Origin of the sequence: Staphylococcus pettenkoferi (genome assembly GCF_002902685.1) — a bacterium.
Classification (GTDB): Bacteria; Bacillota; Bacilli; order Staphylococcales; family Staphylococcaceae; genus Staphylococcus; species Staphylococcus pettenkoferi.
Window position 1 is genome coordinate 1 of sequence record NZ_PPRN01000074.1, and the last position, 11924, is coordinate 11924.

Consider the following 11924-nt stretch of genomic DNA (forward strand, 5'->3'; position numbering starts at 1 on the left):
ATTATATAGTTTGTTATAATTATTAGAGTTGTGTATAATTACTTTTAACAAATAGCATACCTATGACTAACACAGTCAGAGGGGAGTAACTTAACTATTCGGGTCGTTGATGATAATCGATAATCAACGCATACGATCGAATAGCGTCACTTTGTCGTCATTACGAAGATTATTTCTTCCGGTAAAGTGGGCAAATATTATCTGCTAAGTGAGACCTTTGCTACTGTCATGAATAATGTCTAGAAGTGCAAGTATTTCTTTGTGTAATAGGCATATATTCGATTGACGGATGGCATAGGTCTCTATTTGTATTCAATAATATTTGAAGGAGTTGTCCTTGATGGATCCGAGTTTAATATTACCTTATCTATGGGTGCTCGTCGTATTAGTCTTTCTCGAAGGATTATTAGCTGCCGACAATGCAGTGGTTATGGCTGTAATGGTCAAACATCTTCCACCTGAACAGCGTAAGAAAGCATTGTTCTACGGCCTGTTAGGTGCCTTTATCTTTAGATTTCTTGCTTTATTCCTTATTAGTATTATCGTTAATTTCTGGTATATTCAAGCTGCTGGAGCGATTTACTTGCTCTACATGTCTGCGAAGAACCTTTATCATTTCTTTAAAAATAAGGATGAGGGGCCCCAGAATCCTGATGATATAGAATCAACTGAATCAGAAGAAGAACAGAAAGTAAGTAAAGGTCATTTCTGGTCTACTGTATTTAAAGTAGAGTTTGCTGATATTGCCTTTGCCATTGATTCAATGCTTGCAGCAATGGCAATTGCCTTTACGTTACCTACATTAGGGATTCACTTCGGCGGTATGGATTTAGGCCAGTTTGCCGTGATGTTCCTCGGTGGTATGATTGGCGTTATTCTAATGCGCTTCGCAGCCACTTGGTTTGTGGAACTCTTGAACAAATATCCAGGATTAGAAGGCGCAGCATTTGCTATCGTCGGCTGGGTAGGAATTAAGCTTGTCGTCTTAGTCCTTGCACATAAAGATGTAGGTGTCCTCCCAGAGTCATTCCCGCATAGTATGTTATGGCAAATCATCTTCTGGTCTGTGATGATTATCCTAGTGATTGTAGGTTGGCTAACGTCATTAAGAATGAACAAAAAACAAAGTAAATAACCCTCTCATATATATACACGCTTTAACATTGCATTTTACTTCTACAAATTGTAATTTAAAGCGTGTTTTTTTATTGGAGCGCAATGATGGAGGTAAGAAAGTGAGCGAATATTTGCTAAGGTGACAAGAATTGAGGAGCCAATACGATACTTAAACTCTGCTAATTGCATCACTTCACTTCCTGTTTTAATAAGAATTGATAAGTCTGTTGGTTTTATCCTACAATTAAGATAAAATATTTTTCAGTTAAGATAAGCAATTGAGTTGTAGAAATGTTAATAAATTCTTCTAACTACAAAGCAATTGCCGCTCTAATATGTCATAATATAAACAAATGTTCAGATTTGAATGGAGGGGCTGTGTGTGGACAAGAATGAAAAGCACGTCATTCCACGCCATAAATATAAGCGTAAACGACGTGAATTTTTCCACAATGAAGAACGAGAAGCACGTGTGAAACGAGAGCAAGAAAGACAGGAAAGGGAACAACAACGAGAGGCGCAACTGGCGAAGAACAACGAGGAACGTGTGAAAGACAATATGCGTAAAGCACGCATTGAGAAGCTCACACAAGAGGAGATACAGCACCAACATGAACGCGCAGTTCAAGAAGAGGCTGAGGACTATCATCGCCAAGTTGAACAAACTGATGAGAATGAAACAGCTCAACATCGAGCTAAGGCGAATACGTCGCATGAAGAAATCGCTCAACAAGATGTAGATGCTGAAACTCAAATTGGAGAAGATTCTGGTGAATCGATGCAGTTGGAATCCTCCGACGCAAAACATCAATCTCAGAAACCGCACTCTTTAAATAATGATAAGCAAGAGTCGAAACCTCATCTACAGGGAAGTCAAAACAACGAAGAGGCGCAAGGTGCACGTGACCGTAATAGTGAACCACATGTACCAACTTCTAAACGCCCTCAAAAGACTGTCCATCAAGATGAAACGGGTAACCACAAGAAAGTAGCTGACAAAGATAAGCTTCGAGATGCTCAAGATAATAAAGCATCGAACGAGGGCTCTAACTTTTACTCAGAACAAGCGCAACAGTCTAGAGTAGAGCGTTACGTTTCGCATGATGAGGAGAAACCAGCGCATCACATGAATGCGACAAATAGAGATCAGAATACGACATCTTCTGACAAACATGGCAAACAACGAGATGTTTTAGAAACAGTGCGCAATTTCTTAACGCAACATTGGGCGAAGTTGCTCATTGCGCTAGGCGTCTTACTGTTAATCATACTCATATTTGCGATTTTTAATAACGTTAATAACAATGGGAAAGGATCGAATCATCTCTTCCAAAGTAACAACGATGACGATAAACACTACACAGAGACGATGAAAAGTGCAAATTCAGCGATTCACTCTGTAGTTACAGTTGAAAATGATACAGATAAGTCGCGCTCTTCTGCAGACAAAGAAACACAAGAATCTGGCAAAGATAACGAACTAGGTTCAGGTGTCGTCTACAAGAAAGTAGACGACGCTATTTATATCATGACGAATGCCCACGTGGTAGGTGACAAGAAGAAGCAGAAGATTACATATGGGGACAATGATTCGACGACTGGAACTGTGATAGGTACGGATAAATGGTCTGATATTGCAGTAGTGAAGGCAAATGTTAAACAGCAGAGTGATGTTAAGCCGATTAAGATGGGCGATTCTAGTAATCTTGTGCTCGGCGAACCTATCATTGTAGTCGGCAATCCTTTAGGTGTGGATTTCAAAGGCAGTGTCTCTAAAGGGATTATTTCAGGACTCAATCGTCACGTACCGGTCGACATTGATAAAGATGGCGAGTATGATGAGTTGATGAATGCCATACAAATGGATGCGCCTATTAATCCTGGTAATTCAGGCGGTGCTTTAGTAGACCGACGTGGTAAACTTATCGGCATTGCTTCGCTCAAGATTGATATGGATAAGGTTGAAGGTATGGCCTTTGCTTTACCAGTTAACGACGCACAATCCATCGCTAAACAGCTAGAGGATAAAGGTGAAGTTAAATATCCAAATACAGGTCTTAAAGTGACAAATTTAAGCGGTTTAAATGATAGTGAACGTGCATCACTCAACTTACCGAACGATGTTGACAAAGGCATTATCGTTGAAGAGGTGAATAGTGGTTCACTTGGAGATAAAGCAGGTTTACGTAAAAATGACGTTATCGTGAAGTTAGATGATAAAGAAGTAGAAGATAAATTAAGATATCGACAAATTATCTTCAATCATAAAGATGATCATAAATCTTTAACAGCTAAAGTATACAGAAATGGAAAGGTTAAAGATATTCAAATTAAATTGAAGTAATCTTGAGGTGAATAAAGGTTGTCCATTTTCAATCAATTACTAAAAAAATCGAGCCCTCAACAAGGTATTGTGATGTATTATCTCTTTGCTATAGTGGTCGCGTTCTTATTACTCAACCTTCCATTTGTGCATAAACCAGGTGTAGATGTCGATCCAATCGACTCATTATTCGTAGCTGTTTCAGGAGTGAGCGTTACCGGCTTATCACCGATTGATATCGCTTCAACGTATTCTACCTTTGGCCAAATCATCATTATCATCATACTCAATATTGGTGGAATTGGTGTAATGGCCATCGGTACACTGCTCTGGGTGGTCCTCGGTAAACACATTGGTATCCGTGAACGCCAGCTTATCATGTTAGATAACAATAAGGACAACATGAGTGGTACAGTGAAATTGATTATAGAAATCGTGAGAACGATTTTGATTATCGAACTCGTAGGTGCATTATTGCTCGCGTTCTATTTCTATCGAGACAGCCATGATTTGAACTATGCATTGATGCAGGGTGTCTTCGTTTCTGTATCAGCTACTACGAATGGTGGTCTTGATATCACAGGGAAATCCCTCATGCCTTATGCGAATGACTACTTCGTTCAAACGATTGTGATGTTTTTAATCGTTCTAGGGTCAATTGGTTTCCCGGTATTGTTAGAAACGAAGGCGTATATCAAGAATCGTATTCCTAATTTCCGTTTTTCGCTTTTTGCTAAAATAACGACAGTGACTTATTTCGCATTATTTATTTTCGGTTTCTTGATCATCCTGTTATTAGAGCACAATCATCTATTTAAAGGGATGTCATGGCACAAGGAATTGTTCTACGCGATGTTTCAATCATCTACTACACGCAGTGCAGGGTTGCAGACCATCGATGTAAGTCAGTTTGGACAAGCAACGAATTTGATTATGGGATTACTCATGTTCATCGGTTCTTCACCCAGTTCAGTAGGGGGAGGTATTCGAACAACCACATTTGCGATTCTACTCCTCTTCTTGCTTAACTTTAATAATAATAACGAACGTACAGCGATTAAAGTCTTTAACCGTGAAATTCACGGGTTAGATATCCAGCGTTCTTTCGCCGTCTTCACGATGGCAAGAGTTCTGACGTTTATAGGTGTCATTATTATGCTCGTGGTCGAGAACGGTAAGATGTCTTTCTTACAAATCTTCTTTGAGGTCATGTCGGCGTTCGGAACGTGTGGCTTATCACTAGGCATTACAAGCAACCTAGATGATGTATCGAAAGTGGTCATCATGATTCTGATGTTTATCGGACGTGTCGGCTTGATTACCTTTATCATCATGATAGGTGGCCGTCGCGAACCAGATAAGTATCAATATCCGAAAGAGCGTATTCAAATTGGTTAATTTATTGATTTAAATAGGTAAGGACAAAGTGAGAATCATTGCTGATGAATTCTTGCTTTCGTTCTTGCCTTTTTTATAGCGTAAAATGTACAGAGAGAAGCGGAGAATGAAATATTTCTATTCACTCATCATGGTCACATGTTAAACTAAAGAAGATAGTTAGGAGCGAGAAAAAGATGAAAAAAAGTGAAAATATATCTATAGATGTAATAGCGACTTCTGACATGCATAGTTATTTCTTAAATGGACCAGATGGATCGAATATTTATCGTGCGGGGACGTATGTAAATCGTGTGCGTGAGAATAACCCTAACGTTATTCTGTTAGACAGTGGGGGAAGTCTAGCAGGCTCTTTAGCTGCTTATTACTACGCGATTGTGGCACCGTATAAACGTCATCCTATGATTAAGTTGATGAATGCCATGCATTACGATGCGAGTGGAATTAGTCCAAATGAATTTAAATTTGGCTTACCCTTCTTCTCCCGTTCTATCGCTTTGTCCAGATTTCCATGGCTTTCGGCAAATATTGAATATCAGCGTACGAAAGAGCCGTACTTCTCTACACCGTATACGATTAAAACAATTTCAGGTGTAAAAATTGCGATTGTCGGATTAACTTCAGATGGTTTAATGAAACGCGAACACTTTGAAATGGAATCAGATGTGAGCATGGCCAAGACGATGTTAACGGCGAAACGTTGGATTCGCTATATCCACGAAAGCGAATCACCAGACTTTTTAATTGTGATTTATCACGGCGGTTTAAATCAATTAAGTCAGAAACCGCGTGAGCATGAGCAAGAAGTGAATGAAGCGGAGAAGATTATTCAAAATCTAGGTGTTATTGATTTGTTAATTACAGGTCACCAGCATCAAACTTATATCGGTAGGGATAATGAAACACTTTATGTGCAAGCGGGGCAGAATGCGGAGCAACTCGTGCATGTTAATGTGAATTTTAAAAAGCATACGACATCCTACGAAGTGGATTTCGTCAATTCCGAAATTGTGGATTTGAATCAATATCCAGAAGATTCCACGCTGCTAACTACGACGTATTACGATCGCAAAGCAGTTGAACACTGGATGGATGAGATAATAAGCGAGCAAGTAGGAGATTTAACGGTGGATGGTTTGGAAGATGTGGTTACACGTCCGCATCCGTTCATTCAACTCTTGCATGATAGCATTCAAAGAGAGCATGCCTTTGACATTTCATGTGTGCATTTACCGTGTAATGGCGAACGAGGTTTGAGCGGTCAAGTGACTAACCAAGATATCTTTGAAGCTTATCCGCATCCTGATGTACCCATTGATATTACGGTGAAAGGTGCAGATATTAAACAAATCCTTGAATACAGTTATGGACATTTAGAGTTTAGTGATGGAGAGTTGAGTTTAACGATTATCGACGAAACATTATGCACATTCTGGCAAGGAGTAGAGTATGATGTCGATATGACTCAACCGCCTAATCATCGTGTTACGTTGCACAATATTAATTTAGATCACATGTATCGTGTCGTGATGACAGATTATTGCTATCGTAACTACCAACAAATTCTTGATACGGCTATTATTCACCATACTGATAAAAATACGATGGGTGAACGAATTGCTCAGCAATTACAAGATGATGAATATCAATTAGAGCACAAGCAAACGTTTAAAGTGAAATTGAAATAGGTAGCGTTTGATTTGTGGATGGGATTTTCTTCAGTAATACGAATATATTTGAGAGAGGAAGGACGTATAAATGTGGATACGTTCTTCCTCTCTTTATATATCGAGGAGTTAATATAAGGTCAACGTTTACTATAATTGTTCAGTTTGCATAGTCTGTAGTGCTAACTTTGAAGTGATTTAATAAAAGAAGTAAAAGGCATAGGTGGAAACGAATAACTATAAAAAGCTCTGTAGGCATTTGAGTTTCTATTGTGGCTCTATATCAAATTGGGCTAGTGAGCCTATATTTGAGTTTAAGAGATGTTATTTTGCCTAGCTTTTTTCGGTTTAGAAAGGAAGAATATATTAATAGTTAATGCTTGGTATACTTAACATTTGTGTAGTATAATTACATTTGGAAGGTTGAGATACACCTTATAGCCTACATGTAAGGAGGTGAGAGCCGTTGCATGAGGTTATAAAAATACTCCTAGGTCAACCAGTACAAGTCGCAATTGTACTAATTATCCCAGGAGTATTAAAGCAACTTAGATTATGGCATATCGACTATATTAGTCGAAATCCGAACAGCAAAGATTAATTTAACCGGAGGCATAGTGCCTCCTCCTTACATGTTTATTATATATCTTATAAAAAGGGGGTTCAAGTGATGTATTATTTTTTAACAACAATTGTAGTTGTTTTCGTTCTACTGATACCCGAATTTATAAAATTTGCACGAATCAAACACTTGAAATCTTTAGGTTACAGATACGAAGGTGATCGACTTGTCAGAATACAAAAAGACAATTGAGAAATTATTTAAGAGTAATATTACTGGTTATCAAATAAGCAAAGCAACAGGCATCAGTCAAAATGTAATATCAGGCATTAGAAATGAGAAACGTCAAATAGACAATTTAACACTTGGTACTACAGAAAAATTATACGAATTTCAAAGGAGTTATTATTCAAAACATAAATAGTAACTATCAATTTTAGACGGACAACGTAACGGGCAAAGTGAATTACCGATACCAAAGTTGCCCGTTTTCTAATCAAAAATCTAAAACGTATTTTTACATATTTCGATGAATATAAAAGAGTCTGAGACAAAATTAAATACTTATTAATTTTCAATGTTATAACTCTCGCTTGCTTATGGGACCACACTCAACTAATTCTTTTCGCTCTGAGAGCTCGAAGAATGGATTTTCGTCGTGGTCTAGTTCCATCAAGCGTCTCGAATACACATTGAAAATTTACTCATGAATTTATTTTAAGTTTGCTTTTTATTTACCTCAGAAGTAAATACACATTAATGTCCCAGACTCCTACATTTTATTAATAAGTGATTTATAAGTATTAGCGGAAACTTGAGAATTGAGGTTTAAAATTGAACAGTGAAGATGACATCTTCTACATATAATAATAAGGCTACCCGAGGGGATAGCTTTTTATGTATATTTTAATTGGCGTGCCGTTAGCGTAAAAGTTTAAATACTATTGAAAGCTATAGACATCTATACATAACAAAAGCTCGTTATATCAGAGATATAACGAGCGATAAGCAAAAAAACGGAAACGGAGGGATTCGAACCCTCGCGCCGCTCTCGCGACCTACACCCTTAGCAGGGGCGCCTCTTCAGCCAACTTGAGTACGTTTCCATATGGCTCCACAGGTAGGATTCGAACCTACGACCGATCGGTTAACAGCCGATAGCTCTACCACTGAGCTACTGTGGAATAATGTGATTTCTATCAAGCACAAGTATTATTATAGCAAGTACACAGATTTTTTCAAGAGGTTGAACCCAAAAAATAAAAGAATATTTACACTCTGTATAGATATAGTTAAAATTTATTTAATAACTTTAATGTTAAACCTCTGTATGAGATGACTGATTTTTGATATAGATACTCCCGACTACTGCAGGAAGTTAATCGGGAGTATTGTAATTCAGAGAATAGTTAGATACTACTCCTTATGTTCAAATAGTTTCGCGTATTTAATAAGCACTTCGTAAATGTTAAGTTCCTTTTTAGCATAATCTATAGGATTATTAGGATCACTCGTAAATACTTTTACTGATCGTTCCATTAAAAAATTATATAAAATGGCATTTTTGTATTGATGATCTAAGCTATGTTTAGAAACGTTAACAGTTAAGGTTTGATTATCCACGAAAAAAAATTTTACATCTTTTATCTTTAAGTTCTTTAATCTTTTCAACGTAGTGGATGTTAATCCAAGCGTTCTCTGATTTACGGTCTGAATGCGTAGGGAAAAAATAGGTTGGAAAAGTGGCGTTAATAAAATAGGTGGCTTACTAGTAATTCCGGTTATACGGGTCGCTTCATTCTTTTTATGTAAGTAGGGGGCACCGTAGAACCTACATGACACTTCTAATACCTTTTGAGGTTTTTTCGGTAAAATAAGTGATGGTGAATTAACTTTCAGGATTTTGGTGCTTGCATGCATCCCTCTACCGTTACTAATCGGGTAAAGTGCCATGTCTTCTTGCTGAATAACGTCAAGTTTCATAATGATGAAACCTCCTTTAAGTAATTGCACATTTACTTCAAACTTTATATAAATCTGTAAGATAATCATATACTAACCCAATCGAAAAAGCAACTCATAATATATCTCAATTTTACGGTTTCTCACAACTTAAAAAATGAGCGAAATTACTCGAAATTACTTAAAAACTGTAGGGGCAAAATGGTAAAATTCTACTAATAAATATCTGAAAATTCATTGATTTCAAATATCAAAGTATGTATAATACTAACAAATAGAAATAAAGGAGATGAATTCACATGCAGAACAAAGCAAATTTGAAATATGAAACACTTGAAGCTTTTATCAACACGATCAACGATTTGGGTATTGAACTTATCATCGATCAAGCGCTACGTAACGTACGTAAGCAAGAACTTGAGAATTTAATCGATGAAGCACTCAAAAATAAAAATGAAGAAGAGTTCAAGCGCTATACAAAAGAATACAATGAATTGGAGGCATGTCTCGTTGGATAACTCAAGTCATTCTTCCTCGATGAATAAAAGGACGCTGTGTTAAAGTTTAGAATTACTAATATAACACAACGTCCTTTAATTATTCCCTAAGACATTAAACGAATGAGTTCATCTCTGTTAATATCCCCGAAATAGTGGAAAATACTATAGTGCGAAAGCGCCTCTTTAATACTGTTGAAATCGTGTAATGTACCGACGAGCGCCTCTTCAATCTCACTTACGTCTCCTTCACCGAAGAAGTCTCCGAAGATTTTCGCATTTTCAATTCGGCCTCTACGTACATCGAGTTTAACTTGTACAAATCCTTTATCAAATTTCTCTTCTCTTTCGAAGTTATATTTCGGATTACGACCGTAATTCCATTCCCAAGTGCGATATTTTTCATTACTCAATTGTTCTATATTTTTCCAATCTTCATCTGTAAGGTGATATTCTTCAACATGGTCTGCTTCACCAAATATTGTTTTTAATATAATGCTTTTGAACTCTTCGATTGAAATGGGTTCATCTAGAAATTCCACAATATTTGCGACACGACTTCTTACTGATTTAATTCCTTTAGATTTAATTTTAGCAGGATTAACTTTCAAAGCATTTTGAACCTCACTAAGCTCGCTATTGAGCATGAGCGTTCCGTGACTAAACATACGAGATTTCACCTTTACCATAGCGTTGCCAGAAATCTTCGCGTTACCCACCTGAATATCGTTACGGCCAGTCATTTCAGCTTCAACGCCTAAGGACTGTAAAGCTTGAACGATTGGTTCGGTAAATTTCTTGAAGTTATGGAAACTGTTGCCATCGTCATCTGTAATAAAGCTGAAGTTTAAGTTACCCGTGTCATGATATACTGCTCCACCGCCAGAAATACGACGAACGACATCGATACCGTGCTCAGTCACATAATCTTTATTAATCTCTTCATGTGTATTTTGGTTCTTGCCTATGATGATTGAAGGTCTATTGACATAGAATAGGAAGTAGCTATCGTCATTCGGCATATGTTTAAGTACATATTCTTCCATTGCTAGATTTAAAGTTGGATCTGTGATGTTGTTATTACTAATAAATTTCATCGTGCATTCACTCCTATACCCTAGTGGTAATATTGTTCATCAATGAGATGTCATCATAGTTGAAGCTACTATTCCCCCTCACTTTATTTATGCCTTAAATTGAGGTAAAAAGCTACTCTTTTACTCATCGTAAAGGCTTGAAATGCGACGATACTGTGACAATCTTAAATGGCTTGATAAAGCGGATATATTCCTCTTTATTCTTACTAGACTTAATGGTTATCTGTTTATTTGTCGCGGTTTTTTTAGTACAATACTATCTAGTTAACATTCTAGGAGGTCTAAAGATGACTGTCGCAGAAGTAGGAAATATTGTAGAATTTTATGATGGTTTAAAAGGACGTGTAGAGAAAATTAATGATAATTCTGTAATTGTAGATTTGACAATTATGGACAACTTTGAAGAGCTTGATTTACCTGAAAAAACAGTTATCAATCACAAACGTTATAAAATCATAGATCAAGAAGGATAAGAATATGGGAAAAGTTTCAAAAGCACTATTGTGGTTTATCCTTAGTTTTATAGTTTTTCACATCATTCTTTATATCATGTGGGGAGAAAGACAAGAATACTGGTACCTTTATACAGGTATTATGCTGATTGCAGGTATTAGTTATGTCTTCTATCAGAGAGATATTGAGTCGAAGCGATTGCTTACATCAATAGGGTGGGGGATTGTCACAGCTATTGTGCTGATTATCCTTCAACTCATATTCGCAGCAATCACTTCTGATATTAAGTACGCTTCATTGATTAAGATGCTCTCTAGAACGGGTGTCTATTTCAAATGGCAAATGCTAGTAACACTATTGTTAGTGATACCTTGTCATGAGTTATATATGAGAACCGTCTTACAGAAGTGCATCCTGCAGTTGAAAGTACCTAAATGGATAAGTATCGTTATTACTGCGTTAGCTTCAGCTTCACTCTTCTTCTACTTAGATAATAAGGCATTGCTACTATTTATCTTCGTAGCACAACTCATATTATCAGCAAGTTATCTATATACAAGACGCATTGCGACAACCATCGTAGCGCAAATTGTGGCGATTGTCGTATTATTGATTTTTAATGCTTGATAGTCGAATAGATAACTACATAGTTGACTTGATTAAACAAGTGACGGTTCAGATACTAATTGAAGAATAACTATAGATATTTAAATACCTCCATCATACTTGGTCGTTAGCCTTCAATACTAGGGTGCCAAGTAATGATGGGGGTCTTTTAAATCGCTTTAAACAATATTAGATGAAATGCAAAATAATCGACACTACAATGTCTGTCTCTTATACACATCT

General features: G+C 36.9%; 10 protein-coding genes and 2 tRNA genes. 8 read left to right on the forward strand and 4 right to left on the reverse strand.

The window, feature by feature from the left end:
- Window positions 1-340: 340 nt before the first annotated feature.
- The 5 genes from CD126_RS11215 (at window position 341) to CD126_RS12245 (ending at window position 7490) form a co-directional block, all read left to right on the forward strand.
- The gene (locus CD126_RS11215) at window positions 341-1135 is read left to right on the forward strand and encodes a TerC family protein (protein WP_049406737.1); all 795 of its coding nucleotides are present in this window, start codon (window positions 341-343) and stop codon (window positions 1133-1135) included.
- A gap of 363 nt (window positions 1136-1498) precedes the next feature.
- On the forward strand, window positions 1499-3460 hold the full coding sequence (locus tag CD126_RS11220; RefSeq protein ID WP_065428821.1) for a S1C family serine protease: 1962 nt from the start codon (window positions 1499-1501) through the stop codon (window positions 3458-3460).
- 18 nt (window positions 3461-3478) lie between these two features.
- Window positions 3479-4837, forward strand: a complete 1359-nt coding sequence (locus tag CD126_RS11225; RefSeq protein WP_103370511.1) for a TrkH family potassium uptake protein — start codon at window positions 3479-3481, stop codon at window positions 4835-4837.
- A gap of 176 nt (window positions 4838-5013) precedes the next feature.
- A complete protein-coding gene (locus CD126_RS11230; RefSeq protein ID WP_049406749.1) occupies window positions 5014-6525 on the forward strand; it encodes a bifunctional metallophosphatase/5'-nucleotidase in 1512 nt (503 codons plus the stop codon).
- 767 nt (window positions 6526-7292) lie between these two features.
- Window positions 7293-7490: a helix-turn-helix domain-containing protein gene (locus tag CD126_RS12245; RefSeq protein WP_082143031.1), complete on the forward strand. Its 198-nt coding sequence runs from the start codon at window positions 7293-7295 to the stop codon at window positions 7488-7490.
- A 593-nt stretch (window positions 7491-8083) separates the two neighbouring features.
- On the opposite strand, the gene CD126_RS11240 is transcribed toward CD126_RS12245, so the two are convergent.
- From CD126_RS11240 to CD126_RS11250, 3 genes are all read right to left on the reverse strand, one after another.
- A tRNA-Ser gene (locus CD126_RS11240) sits at window positions 8084-8172 on the reverse strand.
- A 3-nt stretch (window positions 8173-8175) separates the two neighbouring features.
- Window positions 8176-8250 (reverse strand) — tRNA-Asn (locus CD126_RS11245).
- Window positions 8251-8482: 232 nt separating this feature from the next.
- Window positions 8483-9049: a competence protein ComK gene (locus tag CD126_RS11250; protein ID WP_232620117.1), complete on the reverse strand. Its 567-nt coding sequence runs from the start codon at window positions 9047-9049 to the stop codon at window positions 8483-8485.
- Between the two features lie 278 nt (window positions 9050-9327).
- On the opposite strand from CD126_RS11250, the gene CD126_RS11255 reads away from it, so the two are divergent.
- A complete protein-coding gene (locus CD126_RS11255) occupies window positions 9328-9546 on the forward strand; it encodes an IDEAL domain-containing protein (RefSeq protein ID WP_002471866.1) in 219 nt (72 codons plus the stop codon).
- Window positions 9547-9632: 86 nt separating this feature from the next.
- Here CD126_RS11255 and CD126_RS11260 read toward each other — a convergent pair whose 3' ends face one another.
- Window positions 9633-10622, reverse strand: a complete 990-nt coding sequence (locus tag CD126_RS11260; RefSeq protein WP_049406756.1) for a lipoate--protein ligase — start codon at window positions 10620-10622, stop codon at window positions 9633-9635.
- Window positions 10623-10909: 287 nt separating this feature from the next.
- Between CD126_RS11260 and CD126_RS11265 the strand changes: the two genes are divergently transcribed.
- Together CD126_RS11265 and CD126_RS11270 are read left to right on the forward strand one after the other, a co-directional pair.
- Entirely contained in the window at window positions 10910-11095 is a 186-nt protein-coding gene (locus CD126_RS11265) for a YkvS family protein (protein ID WP_002471890.1), read from the forward strand.
- Between the two features lie 4 nt (window positions 11096-11099).
- Window positions 11100-11702, forward strand: coding sequence for a CPBP family glutamic-type intramembrane protease (locus tag CD126_RS11270; protein ID WP_103370512.1), 603 nt, complete (start codon window positions 11100-11102; stop codon window positions 11700-11702).
- Window positions 11703-11924: the final 222 nt, after the last annotated feature.

What these genes read in the sequence shown, in the direction of transcription:
- CD126_RS11215 (WP_049406737.1), top strand. Translation starts at nt 341, where the DNA reads ATGGATCCGAGTTTAATATTACCTTATCTATGGGTGCTCGTCGTATTA.
- CD126_RS11230 (WP_049406749.1), top strand. Translation starts at nt 5,014, where the DNA reads ATGAAAAAAAGTGAAAATATATCTATAGATGTAATAGCGACTTCTGAC.
- CD126_RS11250 (WP_232620117.1), bottom strand. Translation starts at nt 9,049, where the DNA reads ATGAAACTTGACGTTATTCAGCAAGAAGACATGGCACTTTACCCGATT.
- CD126_RS11255 (WP_002471866.1), top strand. Translation starts at nt 9,328, where the DNA reads ATGCAGAACAAAGCAAATTTGAAATATGAAACACTTGAAGCTTTTATC.
- CD126_RS11260 (WP_049406756.1), bottom strand. Translation starts at nt 10,622, where the DNA reads ATGAAATTTATTAGTAATAACAACATCACAGATCCAACTTTAAATCTA.
- CD126_RS11265 (WP_002471890.1), top strand. Translation starts at nt 10,910, where the DNA reads ATGACTGTCGCAGAAGTAGGAAATATTGTAGAATTTTATGATGGTTTA.
- CD126_RS11270 (WP_103370512.1), top strand. Translation starts at nt 11,100, where the DNA reads ATGGGAAAAGTTTCAAAAGCACTATTGTGGTTTATCCTTAGTTTTATA.